23 protein-coding genes are annotated in these 23,460 nt (G+C 59.0%); 10 read left to right on the top strand and 13 right to left on the bottom strand.

Features of this window, described 5'->3' with window-relative positions; all coding sequences use genetic code 11:
• The first annotated feature begins 70 nt into the window (after positions 1-70).
• A complete protein-coding gene (locus tag ACR0B5_RS07675; RefSeq protein ID WP_480539657.1) occupies positions 71-1,363 on the top strand; it encodes an O-acetylhomoserine aminocarboxypropyltransferase/cysteine synthase family protein in 1,293 nt (430 codons plus the stop codon).
• Positions 1,364-1,367: 4 nt separating this feature from the next.
• Positions 1,368-2,078 carry a GNAT family N-acetyltransferase gene (locus ACR0B5_RS07670; protein WP_480539655.1) on the top strand — a complete coding sequence of 237 codons (711 nt, stop codon included), beginning with the start codon at positions 1,368-1,370 and terminating at the stop codon, positions 2,076-2,078.
• A 2-nt stretch (positions 2,079-2,080) separates the two neighbouring features.
• Here the strand turns inward: ACR0B5_RS07670 and ACR0B5_RS07665 are convergent, their stop codons facing one another.
• Positions 2,081-2,776: an SIMPL domain-containing protein gene (locus ACR0B5_RS07665; protein ID WP_480539653.1), complete on the bottom strand. Its 696-nt coding sequence runs from the start codon at positions 2,774-2,776 to the stop codon at positions 2,081-2,083.
• A gap of 164 nt (positions 2,777-2,940) precedes the next feature.
• On the opposite strand from ACR0B5_RS07665, the gene ACR0B5_RS07660 reads away from it, so the two are divergent.
• On the top strand, positions 2,941-4,830 hold the full coding sequence (locus ACR0B5_RS07660; RefSeq protein WP_480539651.1) for a hypothetical protein: 1,890 nt from the start codon (positions 2,941-2,943) through the stop codon (positions 4,828-4,830).
• A complete protein-coding gene (locus ACR0B5_RS07655; RefSeq protein WP_480539649.1) occupies positions 4,823-5,461 on the top strand; it encodes a class I SAM-dependent methyltransferase in 639 nt (212 codons plus the stop codon). The genes ACR0B5_RS07660 and ACR0B5_RS07655 overlap by 8 nt, the downstream gene beginning before the upstream one ends.
• 84 nt (positions 5,462-5,545) lie before the next feature.
• Here the strand turns inward: ACR0B5_RS07655 and hppD are convergent, their stop codons facing one another.
• Complete coding sequence (hppD, locus tag ACR0B5_RS07650; protein WP_480539647.1) at positions 5,546-6,643, bottom strand: 4-hydroxyphenylpyruvate dioxygenase; 1,098 nt, start codon at positions 6,641-6,643, stop codon at positions 5,546-5,548.
• Between the two features lie 147 nt (positions 6,644-6,790).
• Here hppD and ACR0B5_RS07645 point away from each other — a divergent pair, with 147 nt between their 5' ends.
• Complete coding sequence (locus tag ACR0B5_RS07645) at positions 6,791-7,246, top strand: Lrp/AsnC family transcriptional regulator (protein WP_170376867.1); 456 nt, start codon at positions 6,791-6,793, stop codon at positions 7,244-7,246.
• Positions 7,247-7,265: 19 nt separating this feature from the next.
• Positions 7,266-9,146: a monovalent cation:proton antiporter-2 (CPA2) family protein gene (locus tag ACR0B5_RS07640; RefSeq protein ID WP_480539645.1), complete on the top strand. Its 1,881-nt coding sequence runs from the start codon at positions 7,266-7,268 to the stop codon at positions 9,144-9,146.
• 30 nt (positions 9,147-9,176) lie between these two features.
• Here ACR0B5_RS07640 and cobT read toward each other — a convergent pair whose 3' ends face one another.
• Positions 9,177-10,187: a nicotinate-nucleotide--dimethylbenzimidazole phosphoribosyltransferase gene (gene cobT, locus ACR0B5_RS07635; RefSeq protein ID WP_480539643.1), complete on the bottom strand. Its 1,011-nt coding sequence runs from the start codon at positions 10,185-10,187 to the stop codon at positions 9,177-9,179.
• 78 nt (positions 10,188-10,265) lie between these two features.
• Between cobT and cobS the strand changes: the two genes are divergently transcribed.
• Positions 10,266-11,030, top strand: coding sequence for an adenosylcobinamide-GDP ribazoletransferase (gene cobS / locus ACR0B5_RS07630; RefSeq protein ID WP_480539641.1), 765 nt, complete (start codon positions 10,266-10,268; stop codon positions 11,028-11,030).
• Here the strand turns inward: cobS and ACR0B5_RS07625 are convergent.
• The 6 genes from ACR0B5_RS07625 to ACR0B5_RS07600 all read right to left on the bottom strand — a co-directional run bounded on the left by ACR0B5_RS07625 (position 11,027) and on the right by ACR0B5_RS07600 (position 16,925).
• A complete protein-coding gene (locus ACR0B5_RS07625; RefSeq protein ID WP_170469956.1) occupies positions 11,027-11,788 on the bottom strand; it encodes a potassium channel family protein in 762 nt (253 codons plus the stop codon). The genes cobS and ACR0B5_RS07625 overlap by 4 nt on opposite strands.
• Before the next feature lie 118 nt (positions 11,789-11,906).
• Positions 11,907-12,422, bottom strand: coding sequence for a CarD family transcriptional regulator (locus tag ACR0B5_RS07620; protein WP_170376497.1), 516 nt, complete (start codon positions 12,420-12,422; stop codon positions 11,907-11,909).
• A gap of 287 nt (positions 12,423-12,709) precedes the next feature.
• Positions 12,710-13,048: a ferredoxin FdxA gene (fdxA, locus tag ACR0B5_RS07615; protein ID WP_170457949.1), complete on the bottom strand. Its 339-nt coding sequence runs from the start codon at positions 13,046-13,048 to the stop codon at positions 12,710-12,712.
• Between the two features lie 53 nt (positions 13,049-13,101).
• Positions 13,102-13,476 (bottom strand): RNA-binding S4 domain-containing protein, encoded by a 375-nt coding sequence (locus tag ACR0B5_RS07610; RefSeq protein ID WP_480539639.1) that lies wholly within the window; start codon positions 13,474-13,476, stop codon positions 13,102-13,104.
• A 6-nt stretch (positions 13,477-13,482) separates the two neighbouring features.
• Entirely contained in the window at positions 13,483-16,293 is a 2,811-nt protein-coding gene (locus tag ACR0B5_RS07605) for a helicase-related protein (RefSeq protein WP_480539637.1), read from the bottom strand.
• 23 nt (positions 16,294-16,316) lie between these two features.
• Positions 16,317-16,925: a tetratricopeptide repeat protein gene (locus ACR0B5_RS07600; RefSeq protein ID WP_480539635.1), complete on the bottom strand. Its 609-nt coding sequence runs from the start codon at positions 16,923-16,925 to the stop codon at positions 16,317-16,319.
• A 30-nt stretch (positions 16,926-16,955) separates the two neighbouring features.
• Here ACR0B5_RS07600 and ACR0B5_RS07595 point away from each other — a divergent pair, with 30 nt between their 5' ends.
• The 3 genes from ACR0B5_RS07595 (at position 16,956) to ACR0B5_RS07585 (ending at position 20,106) form a co-directional block, all read left to right on the top strand.
• Complete coding sequence (locus ACR0B5_RS07595; RefSeq protein ID WP_170457946.1) at positions 16,956-17,246, top strand: SCP2 sterol-binding domain-containing protein; 291 nt, start codon at positions 16,956-16,958, stop codon at positions 17,244-17,246.
• Entirely contained in the window at positions 17,246-18,193 is a 948-nt protein-coding gene (locus ACR0B5_RS07590; protein WP_480539633.1) for an alpha/beta fold hydrolase, read from the top strand. Before ACR0B5_RS07595 ends, ACR0B5_RS07590 begins: the two co-directional genes overlap by 1 nt.
• A gap of 92 nt (positions 18,194-18,285) precedes the next feature.
• Positions 18,286-20,106, top strand: a complete 1,821-nt coding sequence (locus tag ACR0B5_RS07585) for a M3 family oligoendopeptidase (protein ID WP_480539631.1) — start codon at positions 18,286-18,288, stop codon at positions 20,104-20,106.
• Here ACR0B5_RS07585 and ACR0B5_RS07580 read toward each other — a convergent pair whose 3' ends face one another.
• The 4 genes from ACR0B5_RS07580 to rpoH form a co-directional block, all read right to left on the bottom strand.
• Complete coding sequence (locus tag ACR0B5_RS07580; RefSeq protein ID WP_475217778.1) at positions 20,107-20,994, bottom strand: DMT family transporter; 888 nt, start codon at positions 20,992-20,994, stop codon at positions 20,107-20,109.
• A 12-nt stretch (positions 20,995-21,006) separates the two neighbouring features.
• Positions 21,007-21,276, bottom strand: coding sequence for a DksA/TraR family C4-type zinc finger protein (locus tag ACR0B5_RS07575; RefSeq protein ID WP_170457942.1), 270 nt, complete (start codon positions 21,274-21,276; stop codon positions 21,007-21,009).
• Between the two features lie 59 nt (positions 21,277-21,335).
• The gene (locus ACR0B5_RS07570; RefSeq protein WP_480539628.1) at positions 21,336-22,310 is read right to left on the bottom strand and encodes a Gfo/Idh/MocA family protein; all 975 of its coding nucleotides are present in this window, start codon (positions 22,308-22,310) and stop codon (positions 21,336-21,338) included.
• A 166-nt stretch (positions 22,311-22,476) separates the two neighbouring features.
• Positions 22,477-23,373, bottom strand: coding sequence for an RNA polymerase sigma factor RpoH (gene rpoH / locus ACR0B5_RS07565; RefSeq protein ID WP_480539626.1), 897 nt, complete (start codon positions 23,371-23,373; stop codon positions 22,477-22,479).
• Between the last annotated feature and the right edge of the window lie 87 nt (positions 23,374-23,460).

Below are 23,460 nucleotides of genomic sequence, written 5' to 3'. Positions count from 1 at the left end.
GGATCGTTGTGCAAGGGCCTGCAATAGCCTACAGATTCGCCAACGCACATTCCAACAGGAGATTTTCACGATGTCTGACGGCCCCACCTACGGTTTCGACACTCTGCAGATACACGCGGGCGCACGCCCCGATCCCGCAACCGGCGCGCGCCAGACTCCGATCTATCAATCGACGGCTTATGTCTTTCGCGATGCGGACCACGCGGCGGCTTTGTTTAACCTGCAGGAAGTGGGCTTTATCTATTCGCGCCTGACCAACCCGACCGTCGCGGTTCTGCAAGAACGTGTCGCGACGCTTGAGGGTGGCGTTGGCGCCGTGTGCTGTTCCTCGGGGCATGCGGCGCAGATCATGGCACTGTTCCCGCTGATGGGACCGGGTTGCAACGTGGTGGCCTCGACCCGTCTGTATGGCGGCACGGTCACGCAGTTCAGCCAGACGATCAAGCGCTTCGGCTGGTCGGCCAAGTTTGTCGACACCGATGATCTGGAAGCCGTAAAAGCCGCCATCGACGAAAACACCCGCGCGGTATTCTGTGAATCCATCGCCAACCCCGGCGGCTATGTCACCGATATCCGCTCTTTGGCCGATGTCGCGGACAGCGCAGGCATTCCGCTGATCGTCGACAACACCTCGGCCACGCCCTACCTGTGCCGCCCGATTGAACACGGCGCGACTCTGGTTGTGCATTCGACCACCAAATACCTGACCGGCAATGGCACCGTCACCGGTGGCTGCATCGTGGATTCGGGCAAGTTCGACTGGTCGGCGAATGACAAATTCCCTTCACTCAGCCAGCCCGAGCAGGCCTATCACGGGTTGAAGTTCCATGAGACCTTTGGCCCGCTGGCCTTCACCTTCCACGGCATTGCCATCGGCCTGCGCGATCTGGGCATGACCATGAACCCGCAAGCGGCACATTATACGCTGATGGGGATCGAGACGCTGTCGCTGCGGATGGAGCGCCATGTCGAAAACGCCCAGAAGATCGCCGCCTGGCTCGAGGCGGATGACCGGGTCGACTACGTGACCTATGCGGGCCTGCCTTCGTCGCCCTATCACGACCGGGTCAAGGCGCAGTATCCGCGTGGTGCCGGTGCGCTATTCACCTTTGCGGTCAAGGGTGGCTATGACGCATGCATCAAACTGGTGAACGCATTGGAGATCTTCAGCCACGTTGCCAACCTCGGCGACGCGCGCTCGCTAATCATCCATTCGGCCTCGACCACGCACCGTCAGTTGACCCCCGAACAGCAAGAGGCCGCAGGCGCGGGCCCCAACGTTGTGCGTGTGTCGATCGGGATCGAGGATGCCAACGACCTGATCGCCGATCTGGATCAAGCTCTGGCAAAAGCCAGCGCGTAAAGCCATGAGCGGGCACGACACCAACGCACTTGGTCAACCAATCGGAAGGCCGGTCACGGGCGAATTCCCGCGCCCGACGCCGCCTTATACCCCGATGGAGGGCCAGTATTGCTCGGTCGTGCCGCTTGATGTGAACAGGCATGCGCCCGGATTGTTCCGGGCGTTTGCCAATGATGCCGATCACCGCAATTGGACCTACTTGCCCTATGGGCCGTTCGGCTCTGAGCAGGAGTTTGAAACTTGGGCTCGCGCGAACTGCATGGACGCCGACCCGATGTTTCACACGGTTCTGGATGCAAACGATGTACCCGTTGGCATGGCGTCATACCTCAGGATCGAACCGGCTGCAGGCGTGATCGAGGTCGGGCACATCCACTTCTCGCCCCTGCTTCAGCGCAAGCCGCAATCGACCGAGGTCATGTATCTGATGATGCGCCGTGTGTTCGATGAGCTGGGCTATCGCCGTTATGAATGGAAATGCGACGCGCTGAATGCCCCCTCTGGCAGTGCGGCCCAAAGGTTGGGCTTCACCTATGAGGGCACGTTCCGCCAAGCGACCCACTACAAGGGCCGCAATCGCGATACGGCCTGGTATTCGATCCTCGACAGCGAATGGCCACGTATTCGAGATGCGTTTGAGGACTGGTTGTCCCCGGAAAATTTTGACCAAACGGGCCAGCAACGAAAGCCGCTGATGGCCCGCACGAGTGCGTGATCCTATTCTGAAATCTCGAACTCCATCGAGACACTGACGGAAACCGAGATCTCGCCGCCAGCCACAGGTACTCCGCCTGTATCGGCCATGGCCATCGTTCGCATCTCAGCCATCGGGCGCACACCGCCCCCACGCTCCGAGATCGTCTGAACCGGCCCCAATGTGACATTGGCGGCTTGGGCAAGTTGCTCAGCCTTTGCGGTTGCTTCGCTCACGGCTTTTGCACGGGCCTGAACCTCAATCGGTTCAGGGTCTTGCAAGCCAAAGCTCAACCCGCTGAAATCGTTGGCCCCGTCCTGAATGACCGCATCCATGACCTCACCCAGTTGCGTCAGATCGCGCACCCGCACGAACACCCGGTTCGAGGCGACAAATCCGGTGATCTCAGGTGGCTCTCCGTTTTGCTGATTCCGATTCGACCAGATGGGCGACAAAGACAGGTCACGGGTTTGCAAATCCCGCTCTTCAATGCCCATTTCACCCAACCGCGCAAGCACCTGCGCCACAGCGTCCGAGGTGGCTTTCATGGCTTCTGAGGCCTCGGGGTTTTGATGTGTCACACCCAGGGTGATCGTCGCCATATCGGGGGCAACCTGAACGGTTCCGGTGGCATCCACGTTGATGCGACGTTCTTCCGCATGTGCCAGCCCGGCGGTGGTTGCGGCCATCATCGCGGCCAGAAAAGCGAATGTCTTCAAGGTGATCCCTCCAACTTACTTTGTCTCAACATGGGTCCGAGGGGCCTACACGCACAAGGGGAAGTCCCGGCTTTTTCTTTCCCTCGGCGGGTTCCTGCTTTAGGATCACCCTGCGAATACAAAGGTATTTGCGTTGATATGGTTAACTGTGGTTCCTCCGGATTATGAAACCCGCTTTTGCGCTGACCTTTTCTGCGACCGGAATTTCCCTTCAACACCATTCGGATGGTGAATGGTACGATATTGGCGAAGTGCCTTTGTCGGCCCCGGATCTGAGTGACCAGATCAAAGCCCTGCACGACAAAGCGTTTGCACTGGAAAACGACCTGAGCTGCAAACTGGTGCTGCCCGCAGATCAGGTGCGGTATCTTGCCCTGCCCACGGAAGGCCAAAGCGATGATCAGATCGCGTCCGAGGTTCAAGCCGCAGTCGCCGAGGCAACGCCGTATGAATTGGTCGACCTGTCCTATGACAGCGCAACCGAGGGGCCGACCACCTTTGTTGCCGCCGTCGCACGCGAGACGCTGGATGAAGCGCAGGCGTTTGCGGCGCAGCACGGGTTCCTGCCAGTCACCTATAGTGCAGCCACGACTGAGGCCGAATTTCCGCGCGAGCCTGTATTTGACGTGACCAGCGAGCCGCAGGTCGCTGCGCCTTCGCCCGAGCCCGAGCTAGAAAGACCACCGGTTCACGCCATAGCGGATGACGCGGCGCCCACGGCGTTCCGCTCTCCTGAGCCTGCTCCGCCTGCAATCGCGTTACCTCCCACATCGAACAAAACGCAGCGTTGGGCGATTCCTGCGATTGCCGCGCTGCTATGTGTTGGGGTTGGTGTTTGGGGGTGGTCTCTGATCGGGGCAGACCCAGACAACGACACGTCTACCGAAAACGATACGGCCGAACTGTCTGCACCGCAGACTCATGACACTTCACCGCCTGAGACGGATCCAGAGCCTGAAACCGAAATCGCGGCGGCACCGGCAGCGGAAGAAACGCCAGAACCTGAAGCCCAGCCAGAACCTGAAGCCCAGCCAGAATTGTCCCCGACAGATGCGGCCATTCTCGAAGCGCTGAAAGTCGCGCCGACGCCTGTAGAACAGATTGCACAGGACCCCGAAGCACAAAGCGACATCGAAGAGGTCGCGGGCGCCCTAGTGGAGGCCCCCGAAGCGCCTATTACCCCGGCATTGATTTCCGAGGATGACCTCTACCTCGCATCCATTCACAACCCGGATCTGTCCAGCGACGCGATTGCCCTGCCCGATCAAGGCAGCTTCGACACGGATGCCGCCTTTGAACGCATCCCCGGCCCCGCAATCGCAGGCGCACAATACGAGTTGGACGAACGCGGCTTGGTCGTACCGAACCCAGAAGGCGCGCTGTCGCCCGAGGGGATCGTGGTCTATTTGGGTCGCCCATCCAAGGTCCCGCCTGAAGTACCGGTACGGTTCGAAGAAGAACCCGTGGTCGATGAGGTCAATCAAAGGCTGGCCGAACTCCGCCCCCGACCCCGCCCCGGCAATCTGGTCGAGAATTTCGAACGCACGCAATTGGGCGGGCGCAGTCTTGAAGAGCTTGCGGTCGTACGGCCCAAGTTGCGGCCCGAAAGCCTTCAGGTGCAACCCGAGATCGACGATACACCCACTGCTTTGGCCGTGGTCCGCGTTCCGCGACCCAAACCGCGGCCCGCTCGAGCCGTGGCCTCGGCCAGCGCGAGCGGATCAAATCTGGGATCAACCGCCGCAGTCGCGTCCAGCAATGACGAGGCCGGGTCCTTCCAGCCGAAATCCGTGGCCCCCAAAATCCCGACAACGGCCTCGGTCGCACGGCAGGCCACAATCGACAATGCTCTGAACCTGCGCAAGCTGAACCTGATCGGCGTCTATGGCACACCCGCAAATCGCCGTGCCCTCGTCCGGCTTCCGAGTGGTCGGTACAAAAAGCTCAAGATCGGAGACCGGATCGACGGCGGAAAGGTCATCGCCATCAGCGACAGTGAGTTGCGGTATCAAAAGAAGGGTCGCAACCTGACTTTGAAAATGCCGCGTGGTTGAAGACGACCTGCATTTTCAGACTGTAATAGCTGGGTACGAGCACGCCGCCCACCGGTTGATCCCGGCCTATGACGGCCTTTCTCCTACCGAAGTCCTGCGCCCCGTTTTGGATTACTTGCCGGATACCAGGGCGAGCGTTCTGGATGTGGGCGCTGGCACGGGAACAGTGGCGTATTGGCTGGCCAAACGAGGTTGCAGAGTTACGGCGATCGAGCCAGTCGATGCCTTTCGAAACCACGCGATGCGCGGTGACGGCGCGCAATCCGTTCGATGGCTTGATGCGTGTCTGCCCAGACTAAGCGCTCTGCCAGACAACGCCGCGTTCGACTCCATTCTGGTCATCGGCGTCCTGCACCACCTGCCGCCGCGCGATCAACACATGGCTATCCGCGTACTGTCTAAACGGCTGCGGCCGCAAGGGCGGATGATTTTGTCGCTTAGACATGGCCCTTGTCCGCCGGACCGACCCGGTTTTGTGATTTCGGACGACGCCATTGTTGATCAAGCGGTAAGTTCGGGCCTGCAGGTGTACCACAGGTCCCGAACCTCATCGATACAACCGGCCAACCAGCGCGCCGGTGTGATCTGGACGTGGCTGGTCTTTGGCGCAGCTTCTAGCGTTTCAGTTTAAACCTGCGACACGAATACACTGCCACGCTTTCAGCGTTCTCGGGACATTCGTGCCACCTGGCGCTTCAGGTAAAACCGAAACGCTTTAGGCCGCCGAAATCTCTCCGCTTTCGATCTGTTCGCGCTCAATGGATTCGAACAGAGCCTGGAAATTACCCTCACCGAATCCGTCATCCCCTTTGCGCTGGATGAACTCGAAAAAGATCGGGCCGATCACGGTTTTTGAGAAGATCTGCAGAAGAATCCGTGTCTCTCCCCCATCCACAACGCCTTCACCATCGATAAGAATGCCGTGCTTCATCATCCGATCAAGCGGCTCGTCATGGTCCGTCACGCGGTCTGTCGACATGTCATAGTAGGATTGGTTCGGACCCGGCATGAACTTCAACCCGTTCTCGGCAATGGCGTCGGTCGAGGCATAGATGTCCTCACTGCCCACCGCGATATGCTGAATGCCCTCGCCCTTGTACTTTTTCAGGTAAGAGACGATCTGACCCGTTTCGCCCCGATCCTCGTTGATCGGGATGCGGATGCGGCCACAGGGCGATGTCAGCGCGCGGCTATAAAGGCCGGTAAACTTGCCCTGAATGTCAAAGAACCGGATTTCACGGAAGTTGAACAGGTCGCCATAAAACTTGAACCACTTGTCCATATTGCCCCGGTAGACATTGTGGGTGAGGTGATCGAGATAGTAGAACCCCTCGCCGCGCGGTTTCGATTCTTTGATCCACGCGAATTCCTCATTGTAGGGCGAGGTATCGTAATACTGGTCAATGAAGTAGATCAGCGATCCGCCAATCCCCTTGATGGCCGGGACATTCATCGTCTTGTCCGCACCGTCATACGGCTCTGCCCCTTTTGAGACGGCATGTTCGTAGGCTTTCTGCGCGTCCACAACGCGCCAGCCCATCGACGGTGCGCAAGGCCCGTGTTCCGCGACGAACTTGTCGGCAAAGCTTTCGGGGTCCGCGTTCAGGATATAGGTGACATCGCCCTGCTGCCACAGCTCGACCAGAGGTTTGGATTTGTGGCGGGCCACCAGATCGAAGCCCATTTTGGAGAACAGATCACGCAGCTCCTGCGGTTCGGGATGAGCGAACTCGACAAACTCAAACCCGTCGGTACCTGCGGGGTTTTCGGGACTGATGACAGATTTCGGGGCGTTGTGCGGGAAAGGACCCATGGCGCGTCTCCTTCGAAAACAGGAATTTCTTTGCTGATTCCAAAATACGCCTTAAGCAATGCTGTTTCCGCGCATTGTTTTCATGTAAACTATTGAAGTGTGCGCAAACTGCGCATGAATGGCCTAAAATTTGAGATCTTACCGCATATGCTTGATGCAACCGATACACGCCTACTCTCAGCGCTTCAAAAGGACGCGCATCTGACCGCGCATCAATTGGGTGAGTTGCTGAACCTATCCCCCAGCCAGGCAGGTCGCCGCCGTCAACGCCTTGAGGCTGAGGGCTATATCACCGGCTACGCGGCCCGGCTGGATCCGTTGAAACTCGGCTTGCAGGTTCAGGGCTTCGTTCAGGTTCATCTGGGCACCCACGGCCCCGATCAATCCGCCAGCTTTGCCCGGATGGTTAACACCCAACCCGAGATCACAAGCGCCTGGACGATGACAGGCGAGGCAGACTACCTACTTCACGTCTATTGTGACGATCTTTCTGCGCTCAACAGCTTGCTTCACGAGGTGATCCTGCCGCATCCTGCAGTGGCACGGGTACAAAGTCAGATCGTGATGGACCAACTCAAACGCGACGCACCCCTGCCAACCTGAGCGGGCAATGAGGACATAGATGGACGATTTCCTATACCAGGCTTCTATTTATCTGGCTGCCGCCGTGATTGCCGTGCCGTTGTCAGCGCGGTTGGGCCTTGGCTCGGTTCTCGGATACTTGGCGGCTGGCCTGATCATCGGCCCTGTCCTCGGCCTTGTCGGCGCCGAGACTGAAGACCTGCAACATGTCGCCGAGTTCGGCGTGGTCATGATGCTGTTCCTCATCGGTCTCGAGCTGGAGCCGCGCGCCCTGTGGGATATGCGAGACAAGCTGTTGGGTCTTGGTGGGCTTCAGGTTCTGTTGTCCACCGCCGTTATTGCCGGTGTCGCGATGTACGCAAACCACCCGTGGTCCGTCGCTCTGGCGGTCGGGTTAACTCTGTGTTTGTCCTCGACCGCGATCGTGCTGCAAACCCTGTCTGAAAAGGGCTTGATGCAAACGAACGGAGGCCGCGCGACGTTCTCAGTTCTGCTGACGCAGGACATTGCCGTCATCCCGATTCTGGCCCTACTGCCGCTGCTCGCGCTGCCTGCCATGCCGCATATCGAGGCAGACGGCTCCATCGACCGCGGCGCGGAGCATCTGCATGAAGCCGGGCATCATAGCCTGTCTCTGGTCGAAGGACTGCCGGGCTGGGCCGTGACTCTGGTCACCATCGGCGCAATTGCCTTTGTCATTCTGGCGGGCGTCTACCTGACCCGGCCGCTGTTTCGGTTCATTCACGCAACCCGCCTGCGCGAGATGTACACCGCGCTGGCGCTGATGATCGTGGTCGGGATTTCATTCCTGATGACACTGGTGGGCCTGTCACCTGCTCTGGGCGCGTTTCTGGCGGGTGTGGTTTTGGCCAGCTCGGAATTCCGCCATGAAATGGAAAGCGACCTTGAGCCATTCAAGGGCCTGTTCCTTGGGCTGTTCTTCATTACGGTCGGAGCCGGGATCAACGTCGGCTATTTCTTCAACGACCCATTCGACTTGATCGGTCTGGCCCTGCTGGTCATCCTCGTTAAAGGCGTCATCCTCTATCTCGTGGGCAAGGCCTTCAAACTGAAGGGCCGAGATCACTGGCTGTTCACCCTTGGACTGGCCCAGGCGGGTGAGTTCGGCTTTGTCCTTCTGGCGTTTTCGACGCAGCAGAATGTAATCCCGCCGGACCTGTCGCAAAAGATGCTGATGATCATTGCGCTGACCATGTTGATCACCCCGCTTCTGTTCATCATCTACGACCTTCTGTCCCGCAAGATGGCTGACACTAGCGCCGCGCCTGAACCCGATGAAATCGACGAAAAAGGCCCCGTGATCATCGCTGGGATCGGTCGGTTTGGTCAGATCGTCAACCGGCTGGTTCGCGCCAGCGGCTTCAAGACCGTTGTTCTGGACCACGATATCGAGACGATCCAACTTATGCGTCGTTTTGGCGTCAAAGGCTTTCTAGGCGATCCGACCCGCCCGGAACTGCTGCGCGCTGCGGGGCTTGAGAAAGCCTCGGTGCTTGTCGCTGCGATGGATGATCGAAAGACGGTGACCCGCTTGGTTGGCTACGCTCGCCGGCAGCGCCCCGATCTGCACATCATCGCACGGGCGCATGATCGGACCCACGTGTATGAGCTATATCAGGCAGGGGCCAATGACATCGTGCGCGAAATGTTCGACAGCTCTCTGCGCGCGGGCCGCTATGTGCTCGAGAATATCGGGCTGAGCGAGTACGAGGCCGCGCAGGCCGAACAGACCTTCTATCACCATGACAGGACGTCCGTGCGCGATTTGGCCGAGCTTTGGATTCCCGGCATGCCCACGTCCGAGAATACGAAATACATTGAACGCGCACAAAAGCTTGAGAAGGATCTGGAAACCGCGTTGCTGGAACTGGCAGAACAGCACGCAAAGGACTCTGCCTGACCGAAGCAATTGCCCGGTCAGGCGCTTAGGTTAACCGTCCGAGACGCCCGCCTCGGCAAAGGTTGCCATGCCCGAGTGGCAGGCAACCGCGCTTTTGAGAATGTTGATCGCAAGCGCACCGCCGGATCCCTCACCCAGACGCAGACCGAGGCTCAGCAGCGGTTCCTTGCCCAGTTTTGACAGCATCGCTGCATGCGCGCCTTCTGCGCTTTGGTGCCCCGCAACGGTATGATCCAGGGCCGAGGGCGAGATGCGCGCCAAACAGGCCGCGGCTGAGGTACAGATGAAGCCATCCAGAATGACGGGAATGCGCAACATACGGGCCGCTGCGATCGCTCCGGCCATGGCCGCGATCTCGCGCCCGCCGAGGCAGCGCAGAACTTCCACCCCGTCTTCACTGCCATGCAGCGCAACGCCTTCTGCCACTACGCGGGTCTTGTTGGCGAGGCCTGCATCGTCCACACCCGTGCCGCGACCGGTCCAATCGGCGGCCTCGCCTCCGAAAAGGGCGCAGGCGATGGCAGCAGCGGGCGTAGTGTTGCCGATCCCCATCTCGCCCACCACCAGCAGGTCGGACTTCGGGTCCACAGCCTGCCAGCCGGTTTGCAGTGCACTCAGCAACTCGGCCTCACTCATGGCGGGACCTTGGGTGAAATCTGCCGTCGGCCGATCAAGATCCAGCGCATGGACGTCCATCTTTGCGCCCGCCGCCTTGGCCAACTGGTTGATCGCCGCGCCGCCATGTTCAAAATTCATCACCATCTGAACGGTCACTTCGGGCGGAAACGCTGAAACGCCCTGCGCCGTGACCCCGTGGTTACCAGCAAAGACAATGACCTGAGGGGCCGCAACCTGCGGGCGCGAATCCCCACGCCAGGCCGCATACCAGATCGCCAGATCCTCAAGCCGCCCCAGCGCGCCCGGAGGTTTGGTCAACTGACCGTTGCGTTCAGCCGCGCCATCCGCCGCCGCCATGTCCGGCCCTTGGGCGCTGGTCAACGCGTCGCGGAACGTATTCAAATCATTCAGTTCAGGCAGCATCAAAGCCTCATTGCATCAGAGTGGTCCTGTGTGTTTAACCGAAGCACTGAATCCAACAAGGCCCCGAAAGGCGCAGAAGTGCAAAAAAACGACACCAATCCGGTTTCCGCATGGGATATCCCGCTGGCTCTGGTCCTGTTGACGCGCCTGCCCCTGCCCCGTCTGCCCGAGAGGGTCTTTGCCCGGCAAGCGCAGGCGGTTTGGGCCTTTCCGGTGGTCGGCTTGGTGATTGGTATATTGGCTTGCGTCATCGGATGGCTTGCACTCACACTGTCGGTTCCGCCATTCGTCTGCGCCGTTTTGCTCGTGGCGACCCTGACCATGACGACGGGCGCAATGCATGAGGACGGGCTGGCCGATACGTTTGACGGCCTATGGGGCGGGTTCACGCCGGAACGCCGGTTGGAGATCATGAAGGACAGCCATATCGGCACATATGGCGTGCTGTCCCTGATTGCTTCGCAGCTGATACGGATTGCAGCGGTCGCCGCCCTTCTGTCAGCCGGTGCGTTTCTGGCGATCATTGCCGCCTGTATGGTGTCACGCGCGTTCATGCCCTTGCTGATGGCTGCATTGCCCAATGCGCGTAAATCCGGTCTCAGCCATTCTGTCGGTGCCCCGTCCGTGGGTCCTGTCGCGGTTTCGCTTGCTCTGGCGGGTTCGACGGGAGTGTTGCTGATCGGTGGGCTGGTCATTTTGCCCGCCCTATGCGCCGCGGTCGTTGTGGGTGTTCTGGCCCTCGTGGCAAAGGCCAAGATAGGCGGCCAGACCGGAGATATCCTCGGCGCTTCTCAGCAATTGGCCGAAATAACCATCCTGATAGCAATAGCGGCTCAGCTTTAAGACACCCCGCCCGTCTCAATCCGAAGGGTGCAGCCGCAATGCTTGCAATGCACCGCGTCCGGATCATGCCGGAACAGCCCGCAGCTGGGGCATTTGTGGCGTACTTTCTGAGGCATGAATATCGCCTGTGCCAGACGCACGAACAGGGCAACACCCACCACCATGATAAACACCGAAAACAGCTTTCCCCAAGGCGTTGACAGGGTGATGTCGCCAAATCCCGTCGTCGTCAGGGTCGCCATGGTGAAATACAGCGCGTCAATATAGGGGTTCTTAGCATCTTCTGGGATGAAGAAGACAAGAACGGCTGTCGAAGTTGCAAACACGAAGACCAGCAGATTGATTGCTGCAATGACCGCATCTTCATGCGTGCGGAAAAAGGTGCTGTCGCGCCGCAAGTCCCAGAGCAGATGGTACGAGTGGATCAGCCGAAGGGCGCGCAGGATACGCAGGAACGCGAGATTGCCGGTTAAAAACGGGTCGAGGATCAGCGACACGATCACCACGATATCCGCCAGCGTGTAAATCTTGCGCAGCAGCTTCCAGCGGTCCTTGGCGATCCACATTCTGGCCGAAAAATCCAGAAGGATAATAAAGCCAACCACCCAGCTGATCCCTGTCACCCATGGGCCGTGCGGAAAATGCGCAGTGGCAACAAAGAAGATGATCGTGACCACATCGAACAGGATCAACCCATAGCGGAACCAGACCGAAATCGGGGCCTTTCCGATGTATAGGAACTTGACCGTCTTCTTCATGCTGAACCGGTATCTGCTTGCATCTACAGAAAAACTAACCGGTTTTCACCAATCCACCAAGCAACGAAAAACGCCGCCCCGATGCCGGAGCGGCCTTGCTGTTTCAATCGTCGTGGACTTAGGCTGCGGCGGCGCGCGAGGTCAGAACATCATCGACCTGCTTGGCGGCAGAAATCTCTCCGTCCCCGGACACGGCGGCGACCTCGCGGGTCAGACGCTCCAGCGCGGCTTCATAAAGCTGACGCTCGGAATAGCTTTGCTCGCGCTGGTCATCGGTGCGGTGCAGGTCGCGGACCACTTCGGCGATCGAGATCAGATCGCCCGAGTTGATCTTCTGTTCGTATTCCTGCGCCCGGCGCGACCACATGGCCCGTTTGACCTTGGCCTTACCCTTCAGAGTCTTCATCGCCTGGCTGATCACATCCGGCGAGCTGAGCGAACGCAGACCGGATTCGGTCACCTTGTTTGTCGGCACGCGAAGGGTCATCTTGTCTTTCTCAAATGAGATGACGAACAATTCGAGCGAAAATCCAGCGACGTCCTGCTCTTCGATCGAGATGATCTGACCCACACCATGGGCGGGGTAGACAACATAGTCGTTCGGGCGGAACTCAAGCTTTTTCGACTTCGACATTCAATTCATTCCTTGGTTTTGGACCGGGATGCGAACAACAAAAAAAACCCACGCTCGGCGCCCATTGTGGCCCCGGCAGGCGGTCTGTTTGTCGCAAATTCAGAACTCCAAAGCGAGCATACTTACGGAGTACATCCCAATCTCAGTCATCATTGAGGACAGAGTATATCACAAAAATGAGACACTCAAAAGTTTCCCTAGGGGAATTTTTTTACTAACGGCCTGCAATCAAGGGATTAGACTTTGCAGACCGCTTTTTCTAGCCATCAAACGGGGCGGCGAATCACTTACCCGCCTTCACCCGGAGCTTCGGAGAAATACTTCTCCAACTTGCCTTCCTCGCCATCGCGTTCTTCCGCCTCTGGCAAAGGGTCTTTCTTGGTGACGATGACCGGCCACATTTCCGAGTATTTGCGGTTGAACTCAACCCAGGTTTCCATGCCTGGCTCGGTGTCGGGTCGGATTGCATCAGCCGGGCATTCGGGCTCACAGACGCCGCAGTCGATGCATTCGTCGGGATGGATGACCAGCGTGTTCTCACCTTCATAGAAGCAATCCACTGGGCACACCTCGACACAGTCGGTGTATTTGCAGCCAATGCAGTTATCGGTGACGACGTAGGTCATGTTCAGAATCCCATTCAGGTTTGGCGTCTAGCTAGTTCAGTCCGGGTTTGGCTTCAAGATGTGGGGCCGCTTGGCGTGCGAGAAAGATCAAGCGCGCGCCGATCTTTCTTGGTTGGACGACCTTTTCCCTCATATGACGGGTTTTTGGGCGGTATGTCCTTCTTTTCCGTCATATCGAAGTACAGTGTTTGCGCCTCAGGGGCCGGGCCGCGTCGTTCGCCAATTTTTTCAACGCGCACGACCCGGATGGTTTTACCCTGCGGAAAGGTCAGAACGTCCCCGGGAACCACCGTCTGGGCGGGTTTCAGGACCCGGTTGCCGTTCAGCCTGACATGGCCGCCGCTGACCTGTTTGGCCGACAGGCTGCGGGTCTTGAAGAACCGCGCCTGCCAGAGCCATTTGTCGATCCGCAGCTTGGCCTGATCCATGACGGATCAGTTGCCGCCCTTCAAACCCATCAGCGCTGCTGCAAACGGGTTGTCGGGGTCGATCGCCTTTTCCTTTTTCGGAGGTCGGGACGAGAAGGATTTTGCACCCTGCGGCTTGCCGCCCTTCTTGCCTTGCGGCTTGCGACCGTCCTGAGATTTTCCGCGCGGCTTGCCTTTGCCCTGCCCCTGCTCGCGGCGCGGGCCGCGATTTTGCTGACGCTGACGGCCCCATGTGAAGGTGTAGAACACCTCGACCTCGGGTTCGTCACTTGCGGGTTCCGCGGTCGGAGCCTCGGCTGCCGCCTCGGTGCTTTCGGTGGCCTCGGCTGGCGCCTCGGCGGGTGCAGCGACCTCGTCTGTCGAGGCCCCGACGGTCGGGGTTTCTTCGGCGGCGGGTTGTTCTGCCGCTTCAGTCGCAGGTGCCTCAGTCGGTGCAGCTTTGACCTTTTCACGCTCGCCGCGTTCGGCCTTGTAGCCCAGGCCCTGCATCAGGTCCGCGAACTGATCCAACGTCATGCCTGTGATCGAAAGCATGTCGGGTTTGGCTTCAAAGCCGCCCCGGCTGTCCTCAGAGCGCAGCATATCGGCCAGACGTTCCAGCATGTCGATGCGGATCGAGCGTTCGCCCGCGTCGCGGTAACCGCACATGGTATCATAGCCCTGCGGTGCATCCTTGGCGACCGGCACGGTGACCAGACCCGGAGGCGGTGCTTCAGGGAATTCCTGCAGACCACTGGACAGCGCCCACAGCACCAGACGCAAACGTGTCGGAGCGGGTTTCAGCAGCAGTGGCATGAAGATCGTGAACTGACCAAAACGGATGCCGTGCTTGCGCAGCGCGCCGCGAGCGTCCTGATCCAGATCCTTGACCTCTTGCGCGACCTGCGCGCGAGGCAGCACACCCAGCGCCTCGACCATGCGGAAGGCAAAACCTTTGGCCAGACCGGACAGTTCCTCATCTCTCGACAGGTTCAGCAGCGGTTCGAAAAGCGCGGCCACTTTGCGGTCGATGAAGTGCTGCAGGCGGCGCTGTACCTTCTGTTCGACGTCCGGCCCCGCGGCCTCATCCACAAAAACCTCGACCATCGGCTTGAGAGGCTCGGCCCCGGCAACCAGTTTGCCGACAGCGTATTCGCCCCACATCAGGCCGCCCTGATCAGTGAAATCAATTTCGGTATCGGGTGCATTGTAGAAGCGATCGGCACGCAGATGGAATTGCGGCGCGAGTGCTTGCAAAGAGGCCGACTTGAGTGCTTTCGCCTCAGCCCCTTGCGCGCTTTTGTCCGGTGTAAACCGGAACCCTTCCAGACGACCGACGAATTCGCCTTCGACGGTCACTTCACCCTTGTCATTTACTTCGGCCAAAAGGGCCTCCTTCTGTTTGAGCCGGCGCAGCAACACCGAGGTGCGCCGGTCCACAAATCTTTGAGTCAGACGATCATGCAGAGCGTCCGACAACCTGTCTTCTACAGTGCGCGTTTCCTCACGCCAATGCGATTCGTCACGGACCCAGCCGTTTCGTTGCGCAACATATGTCCAAGTGCGAATATAAGCCAACCTTTTGGACAGCGCATCAATATCTCCGTCCGTGCGGTCGATCCGGCGGATTTGCCGCGCCATGAAGTCGTCCGGGATCGCGCCGCGTTCGTGTAGATGGCCGTAGATCACCTCGAGCAGATTGGCATGTTCCGAATGGCTAATGCCCCGAAAATCAGGAATTCGGCACACATCCCATAGCAAACGGATCGACGGGCCATCGCTGGCGCGGGCTGCGACCTCGGTCACTTGCGACAGCGATTTCAACACGTTCAGGTCGTCTGCAGGGCGGGCCTTGGTCAGATGTTCATCATTGGGACTGACCTCAAGCGATGTGATCAGCGCGTCGACCGAGCCGAAGCGAAGGGCGGCATTCCGCCAGTTCAGCTTTTTCATCGGCGTAAAGCGGCTGTCCATGATGGCCTGCGCAACGCCTTCGTCCAATGGCGGGGCCTCGCCGGTCACGCCGAACGTGCCATCCGACATGCCCCGGCCTGCCCTGCCCGCGATCTGGGCCAGCTCATTCGGGGCCAAGGGGCGCATCCGGCGACCGTCGAATTTGGTCAGGGACGAAAACGCCACGTGGTTCACATCCAGGTTCAGGCCCATTCCGATGGCATCGGTGGCCACCAGATAGTCGACCTCTCCATTCTGATACAGGTCGACCTGCGCGTTCCGCGTTCGCGGGCTGAGCGCGCCCATCACCACGGCCGCCCCACCCTTTTGACGGCGCAGCAGCTCGGCGATGGCATAGACGTTTTCGACCGAGAACCCGACAATGGCGCTGCGCGGGGGCATTCGGCTGATCTTTTTCGACCCCGAATACACCAGCTGAGACATCCTCTCGCGCCGTACAAACTGCGCCTCGGGCACCAGTGCCGCAATTGGGCCGCGCATGGTGTCGGACCCCATGAACAGCGTCTCATTCGTTCCCCGCGACCGCAGCAACCGGTCGGTGAAGACGTGGCCACGCTCGGGATCCACGCAGAGCTGGATTTCATCAATCGCGACGAAATCGGCGCCCATGCTTTCGGGCATCGCCTCGACCGTGCAGACCCAATATTGCGTGCGCGGCGGTACGATCCGTTCCTCGCCTGTCACCAGCGCCACGACCGAGGGGCCGCGAATGGCGACGATCTTGTCGTAGACCTCCCGCGCGAGCAGCCGCAGAGGCAGGCCGATGACACCAGTCCGATACCCCAGCATGCGTTCGATCGCGTAGTGAGTTTTACCTGTGTTCGTTGGGCCAAGTACGGCCACTACTCGGGATGACCCGCTCACCTTTGCCCCCTGCGCCTTCCGACTTACAGCGCCTTGCCTTCAACCTGAGGCTTCAGCCGATTCACGGCATTGGTTACTTCTTCATGATGGGGATGTATAGCCAACGCGCGGGAATAGGCCTCAAGCGCCTGATCGGGTTTGCCGACGACCTCGAAGATCAGGCCCAGACCGTAAATAGCCTGATAGTTGTTCGGGTTGAGGGTCAGCGCGTGTTCCAGATCGGCGGCTGCCATTCCAAACCGGTCGATGCCGAAAAAGGCCGAGGCCCGCGCGTGCCAGCCTTCGGCAAAGTCGGGCGCGTGGTCGGTCAACGCGGTGAGATGTTCGATCGCGGCCTCGATATCGCCGTCATCCAGCGCTTCGCGCCCCCGCTCAAGCAACAGATCAGCCGAGGCTGAACCTGATTGCGACCAGAGCGCCTGCAACTGACGATCCAAACCGGTGGCTTGCTCTGGCGTTGCCTGCGCCAGTTGCCTCAACAGCGCTTCTTCGTCGCGGGAATCCGCTTGTTGCGCTCCACCACTGGTGGAAAACGTGACTAGAACGGCAAGTGCCGCAACGGTACCTTTGAGATTGGTGATTGCAATACCCATAACAATGGTCAGTGTAGCGTTGCGACCGAGGATGTCCATTCACGGCGCATAAACAAAATGAGGAAAAGCATGAGCGAGATTCTTGAAAAGGCTGCGGCCGCGCTGAACGAAAAGCTGGCCGGCGGTGGCTTTGATGCGTCCGCCAAGTTTGCAATCGCCGATCTGGGCGCAATTGTTCTGGACGGAGACGGTGCCCGCGTCAGTGATGACGACGCCGACGTGACACTCAGCGCGGATGCGGACACGTTCGAACAGATCCTCAGCGGCGATCTGAACCCGACCGGCGCGTTCATGTCCGGCAAGCTCAGCGTCGATGGCGACATGGGAATCGCAATGCAGCTTGCATCGGTTCTGGCCTGATGGAGTACTCGCCGGCCCCCTTTTATGATGATGTGGCCGGCGACCCCGCCGGTGGTACAGCCCATTGGCTCCACACCGCCGACGGCAAACGCATCCGTGTCGGGCATTGGCTGCCCGGGGATGCAAAGAACGGCACGGTCTTCCTGTTTCCAGGCCGCACCGAATATATCGAGAAATACGCAAGCACCGCAGGGGAATTCCTGAACCGGGGCTTTGCCGCCCTCGCCATCGACTGGCGCGGACAGGGCTTGGCCGACCGCATGCTTGACGAACCCCGCATCGGACATGTTGAAGAGTTCACCGACTATCAGCATGACGTCGCCGTGGTGCTGGAGCTAGCTGAGAAATTGGAGCTGCCGCGCCCTTGGTATGTGATCGGGCATTCGATGGGCGGTGCCATCGGCCTGCGCGCGGTCATCCAGAACGATTGCTTTGCAGCCTGTGCGTTTACCGGGCCGATGTGGGGCATTTTCTTTGTCCCGCTCATGAAACCCCTCAGCCGTCTGACCGCCTATTGGGGCACGGCGCTGGGATTGGGGGAACGCACCCCGCCGACCACTTCTTTGACCAGCTATGTCCTGGCGGAGCCGTTCGAGGGCAACTCGCTGACGCGCGACCCGGACATGTTCAAGATGATGCAAGATCAACTGAAGGCGCACCCCGAACTGGCGCTTGGTGCCCCGTCCAACCAGTGGTTGCGTGAGGCGCTCAGCGAATGTGAATGGCTGATGGAGCAACCGGCGCCGGACACCGCGTGCCTGACCTATCTGGGTAGCCACGAACAGATCGTTGACCGCAAGGCGATCCGGGCACGGATGGCGAACTGGCCCAACGGCCGTCTGGTCGAGATCCCCGATGGTGAGCATGAGGTGCTGATGGAGGCCCCCGAAGTTCGCAACCCGGTTCTGGACGAGCTGACCGCGCATTTTCTGGCAAATCGCCCCTAAGGCGTCCGCACGGCACTGATCTTGACTGGCGGCTTGTGATCCGGGCGCGCCAGCCCTAGATGTTTGGCAACAATGCTATTCAGAGGTGTTCCATGCGCGACCTGCCCTTTCCCGTCCGTGATGCAAATGCAGTCGGCGGTTCCGATAACCTTGGCAACCTGCCCGAATGGGACCTGACCGACCTATATGCCTCGGAAGAAGCGGCCGAGCTGGCGCGGGATCTGGACTGGCTTGAGGGCGAGTGCGCCTCATTCGCCTTGGACTACGAAGGCAAATTGGCCGATCTGGACGCCGCAGGCCTGCTGACCTGTGTGCATCGCAACGAAAAGATCAACGCCATCGCCGGGCGGATCATGTCCTTCGCCGGTCTGCGCTACTACCAACTTACGACCGACGCCGATCGCGCAAAATTCATGTCGGACATGCAGGAAAAGATCACCGTCTTCACCACCCCTCTGGTGTTCTTCACGCTCGAGATCAACCGCATCGAAGACGACGTTCTGCAGGCGCATTTCGCGGCCAACGCTGATCTTGCGCGTTATGAGCCTGTCTTCCGCCGCATCCGCGCGATGAAACCCTACCAACTGTCTGACGAATTGGAGAAATTCCTCCACGACCTCGGCGTTGTCGGTGACGCGTGGGAGCGTTTGTTCGACGAGACCATCGCAGGCCTGACCTTCACCGTCGACGGCGAAGAGCTGAACATCGAAGGCATCCTGAACCTGCTTACCGAACAGGACCGTAGCAAACGCGAGGCGGCCTCGCGCGAGCTGGCCTCAGTGTTTCAGGAAAACATCAAAACCTTCGCCCGCGTTCACAACACGCAGGCCAAGGAAAAGGAAATCGTCGACCGTTGGCGCAACATGCCAACCGCTCAGACCGGTCGCCACTTGTCGAACGACGTCGAGCCCGAAGTGGTCGAAGCCCTGCGCGAAGCCGTGGTCGCCGCCTACCCCAAGCTGAGCCACCGGTACTACGAACTCAAACGCAAATGGCTGGGGCTTGACGTGATGCAGGTCTGGGACCGCAACGCGCCACTGCCAATGGAAGACACCCGCATCGTCGGCTGGGACGAGGCCGAGAAGACGGTGATGGATGCCTATAACGCCTTTGATCCGCGCATGGGTGAGATTGCCTCGCCGTTCTTTTCTAAAGGTTGGATCGACGCGGCGGTGAAGCCGGGTAAAGCGCCCGGCGCCTTCGCCCATCCAACCGTGACCGATGTCCATCCTTACGTGATGCTCAACTATCTGGGTAAACCGCGCGACGTGATGACCCTGGCACATGAACTTGGCCACGGTGTCCATCAGGTACTGGCGGCAAACCAGGGCGAGATGCTGTCCTCGACCCCGCTGACACTGGCCGAAACCGCCAGCGTTTTTGGTGAAATGCTGACCTTCCGCAAAATGCTGGACAAGGCCGAAACCAAGGAACAGCGCAAAGTCCTACTGGCTGGCAAGGTCGAAGACATGATCAACACGGTCGTCCGCCAGATCGCCTTCTACGATTTCGAATGCAAGCTGCACGCTGCTCGCCGCGAGGGTGAGCTAACCCCGGATGACATCAACGCACTGTGGATGAGCGTTCAGGCGGAAAGCCTCGGGCCGTCATTCGAATTCATGGAAGGGTATGAAACGTTCTGGGCCTATATCCCCCATTTCGTGCATTCCCCCTTCTACGTCTACGCCTATGCGTTTGGAGACGGCCTCGTGAACGCGCTTTATTCGGTCTACGAAAGCGGTGCTGAGGGGTTCGAGGACAAGTATTTCGAGATGCTGCGCGCCGGTGGGTCGAAACACCACAAGGATCTGCTCGCTCCGTTTGGGCTGGACGCAAGCGATCCCAAGTTCTGGGACAAGGGCCTGTCGATGATCTCGGGATTCATTGACGAACTGGAAGCGATGGAGGGCTGATCACTCCTGTTTCTTTGTCGTCAGGAAGACTGCAGCCACAATCAAAATAGCTCCTAGGGCCGCAATCGGTGTGATCGCGGCCCCCAGGAACAGCGCCGAATTGATAAACGTGAAAACGACAGAAGCGGCAAACATCAACGTTGCCGTCAAGGTCGATACGCGCGCGGCGGCCTCGTACCAGAGGTAGTAGGCCATCGCCGTGGGAAGGACGCCCAGTAGGATCAGAAAAATCACATCCTTCGCCGTCGGGGTTTGCAGGGAAAACGCAGCCAATGGTAGCAACAGTGCACCAGCGCAGACAAAAATTCCGAATAGAAAGTTCAATCGCTCGGCTGTTGAGGTCGAATTGCGCATGGCCCGGCTACTTGAAACCAGAAACACGGCCCAACTAAGCCCTGCGCCAATTTCCAAAAGATCACCGAACAAAGGCTCTCCGCCACCCTGAAAATCTCGGAACACGGTCAGGAACACCCCAAAAATCGCTAGTATCGTGGCGAGTACATCCACGCGCGTAACTGGTGTATCTGCAAAGAAATAAAGGAAAAGCAGCACGAAAAACGGGGCGGTGTTTTCCAAGACCATTGCATTGGCGGCGCCTGTATGTTCCAGCCCTATGTGAAACAGGACATAGTTCACGAAAGTCGACAGTACGGCTAGCCGAAAGTTCCAGTCTTTGTGTTCGATCGAAACGGGCACACGCATGACCCGCAAAATGCAATAAATCGCCAGTGCCGCGATGAACAAGCGGGTCACTGCGATCTGCAGTCCACCCAGATCGCTCGTCAGATAGCGTACGATTACACTATGCGTGCCCCAGAGAAACGCGGCTAGAAACCCAAGTAGCAACCCGTTCTGCATCATTGGTTGTTTCGCAGCAGAGTTAGGCATCTTGCGCCTAGCCTATTTCAACTGGCTGTCTTTTGATCCGCGCCGGTTGATGCCTGCCCGTTGCTGATAGGTCCCATCCCTATCCTGCTGGCAGTCCAGACACAGCTTGACACCGGGCAGCGCTTGGCGGCGCTTTTCGGGAATGGGTTCCTCACATTCCGCGCAATGGGTCAGGCTTTCGCCTACTGGGCGTTTTTGCGCCTGCATGCGGGCCAGTTCGTCGGAGATCGACGCTTCGATCTGTTCACTGACCGCACCATCGCGGGCCCAACCTCCGGCCATGACACCTCTCCTTTTGTGGATGCAGCACAGAATACGCGCTGCGGGCGACTGCTGGCAAGTCAGAGGGGAACGGCATCCGCGAACACGCGATCAATCATCTCTTGCGTCCCGCGCGAGAATTCCAGCGGGCATGGATAGGCCACCCCGTCGCGGACCGAGCGGCAGAAGGCCTCAACTTGCAGTTTGTAGTGATCGTCGCCTGGGAACCGGGTCACCTGAACCTCAAGCCCCGGTCGATGCACCTCGACCCGCGCCTCGCCGAACACCCGCGCGTTGAACGGGGCTGTCAGGCGGATAACACCGCCCTCGCCGTGAAACACCATCTCTTGATGCGGGTGCATCCGGATCGAGACATAGGCCGAATAGGTAAAGCTCGGGAATTGCGCGCGAATTTCGGTGAACGTGTCGATGCCGTCCTGCCAACGGACCGCGGACTGAACCGCGGAGGGCTCCTGGCCTGTGGCAAACCGGGCGCCGCCGATAACGTACACCCCGATATCCCGCAGCCCGCCCCCGCCGGTCTCTGCACGATTGCGAATGTTGGTCACTTCCTCTCGATTGTCGAAACTGAACGCGCCGGTCACATGGACCAGCTTGCCAATGGCACCATCAGCGATCAGTTTCTGCACGAACTGCCACTGAGGGTGATGCACGATCATATAGGCCTCAGCCGCCAGCAAACCTGTCTGATCGCGCTTATCGATCAGAGCATCGAACTCAGCCGCCTGCATCGTCATCGGCTTTTCACACAGCACATGTTTGCCCGCGTCCAGCGCCTTCAGGCTCCATTCGACATGCATGTGGTTCGGCAGCGGGATATAGACGGCCTCGATCTCGGGATCGTCCAGCAGCGCGTCGTAGCTGTCATAGACCGTCAGATCCGGGCAGAAGGCCTGAAACGGCTCGGCCTTCACCGCGTTCGAAGTCGCAAGCCCCGCCAAACGCGCGCCATCTGCCGCGTGAATCGCCGGAGCCATATACTGCCGCGCAAATTTGGCAGCCCCCAGAACACCAAATTGAACTGGTTTCTGCATCGCTCTCTCCCTGATCAAGCTATTTAGATGTGACGCAGACTCAAGACGGAGCCGGGTCAAGTGTCAACACACGATGAAAAGAGGATGAGGATTCAAATGCAAGGCATTAATTTTCATTGATATAAAAACAGCCCGCAGATATCTGCGGGCTGTTCGATCCTTGGACCTAGCGGGTCGCAAGCATTCCCTTTTCACGGGCCAGATCGCGCATTTTCTTTTGAAGTTTCTCAAAAGCTCGGACCTCGATCTGACGGATACGCTCGCGGCTCACATTGTATTGTGTGCTGAGTTCTTCCAAAGTCACTGGCTGATCCATCAAGCGACGCTGGGTGAGGATGTCCTTCTCGCGATCATTCAGCACCTCAAGGGAGGCTGCCAGCAGCTCACGCCGGGCGTCCAGCTCATCACGGGCTTCGTAGTCGCCCGCCTGATCGGCATCTTCGTCCTCAAGCCAGTCCTGCCACTGCATGGTGCCTTCACCCTCGGACCCGACGGTCGCGTTCAGCGAGGCATCGCCGCCCGACATGCGGCGGTTCATGCTGATGACTTCTTCCTCGGTCACGCCAAGATCATTGGCGATCTGAGCGACGTTCTCAGGACGCAGGTCGCCCTCTTCCAACGCACCGATACGCGCCTTGGCCTTGCGCAGGTTGAAGAACAGCTTTTTCTGCGCCGAGGTCGTGCCCAGCTTCACCAGCGACCAGGACCGCAGGATGTATTCCTGGATCGAGGCGCGAATCCACCACATTGCATAGGTCGCCAGACGGAAGCCCTTTTCCGGGTCGAACCGTTTGACCGCCTGCATCAGGCCCACATTGGCCTCGGAAATAACCTCGGCCTGCGGCAAACCGTAGCCGCGATAGCCCATGGCAATCTTGGCCGCCAGACGCAGATGCGACGTGACCATTTTATGAGCGGACTCGGTGTCCTGCTCTTCGACCCAGCGCTTGGCCAGCATGTATTCTTCTTCCGGCTCCAGCAGGGGAAACTTGCGAATTTCCTGCATATAGCGGTTCAGGCCGCCCTCAGGCGTCGGCGCGGGGAGATTTGCGTAATTTGCCATTTTGATGTCCCTCCGACAAATGTTTAGCTCTTTAACATACGATATGGGTAAGGAACCCATCCCTTTCAAGAGGTACCGTTAACAGTT

It is taken from the genome of Ruegeria sp. AG1 (assembly GCF_056541705.1).
Note: the sequence above shows the minus strand (reverse complement) of the source record. Positions and strands in the feature narration are given on the sequence as shown.

Bases quoted from the DNA above. Each gene is read 5' to 3' on its own strand.
- ACR0B5_RS07675 (WP_480539657.1), top strand. From the start codon at position 71: ATGTCTGACGGCCCCACCTACGGTTTCGACACTCTGCAGATACACGCG.
- ACR0B5_RS07670 (WP_480539655.1), top strand. From the start codon at position 1,368: ATGAGCGGGCACGACACCAACGCACTTGGTCAACCAATCGGAAGGCCG.
- ACR0B5_RS07660 (WP_480539651.1), top strand. From the start codon at position 2,941: ATGAAACCCGCTTTTGCGCTGACCTTTTCTGCGACCGGAATTTCCCTT.
- hppD (WP_480539647.1), bottom strand. From the start codon at position 6,643: ATGGGTCCTTTCCCGCACAACGCCCCGAAATCTGTCATCAGTCCCGAA.
- ACR0B5_RS07645 (WP_170376867.1), top strand. From the start codon at position 6,791: ATGCTTGATGCAACCGATACACGCCTACTCTCAGCGCTTCAAAAGGAC.
- ACR0B5_RS07640 (WP_480539645.1), top strand. From the start codon at position 7,266: ATGGACGATTTCCTATACCAGGCTTCTATTTATCTGGCTGCCGCCGTG.
- cobT (WP_480539643.1), bottom strand. From the start codon at position 10,187: ATGCTGCCTGAACTGAATGATTTGAATACGTTCCGCGACGCGTTGACC.
- ACR0B5_RS07625 (WP_170469956.1), bottom strand. From the start codon at position 11,788: ATGAAGAAGACGGTCAAGTTCCTATACATCGGAAAGGCCCCGATTTCG.
- ACR0B5_RS07620 (WP_170376497.1), bottom strand. From the start codon at position 12,422: ATGTCGAAGTCGAAAAAGCTTGAGTTCCGCCCGAACGACTATGTTGTC.
- fdxA (WP_170457949.1), bottom strand. From the start codon at position 13,048: ATGACCTACGTCGTCACCGATAACTGCATTGGCTGCAAATACACCGAC.
- ACR0B5_RS07610 (WP_480539639.1), bottom strand. From the start codon at position 13,476: ATGGATCAGGCCAAGCTGCGGATCGACAAATGGCTCTGGCAGGCGCGG.
- ACR0B5_RS07600 (WP_480539635.1), bottom strand. From the start codon at position 16,925: ATGGACATCCTCGGTCGCAACGCTACACTGACCATTGTTATGGGTATT.
- ACR0B5_RS07595 (WP_170457946.1), top strand. From the start codon at position 16,956: ATGAGCGAGATTCTTGAAAAGGCTGCGGCCGCGCTGAACGAAAAGCTG.
- ACR0B5_RS07590 (WP_480539633.1), top strand. From the start codon at position 17,246: ATGGAGTACTCGCCGGCCCCCTTTTATGATGATGTGGCCGGCGACCCC.
- ACR0B5_RS07585 (WP_480539631.1), top strand. From the start codon at position 18,286: ATGCGCGACCTGCCCTTTCCCGTCCGTGATGCAAATGCAGTCGGCGGT.
- ACR0B5_RS07580 (WP_475217778.1), bottom strand. From the start codon at position 20,994: ATGCCTAACTCTGCTGCGAAACAACCAATGATGCAGAACGGGTTGCTA.
- ACR0B5_RS07575 (WP_170457942.1), bottom strand. From the start codon at position 21,276: ATGGCCGGAGGTTGGGCCCGCGATGGTGCGGTCAGTGAACAGATCGAA.
- ACR0B5_RS07570 (WP_480539628.1), bottom strand. From the start codon at position 22,310: ATGCAGAAACCAGTTCAATTTGGTGTTCTGGGGGCTGCCAAATTTGCG.
- rpoH (WP_480539626.1), bottom strand. From the start codon at position 23,373: ATGGCAAATTACGCAAATCTCCCCGCGCCGACGCCTGAGGGCGGCCTG.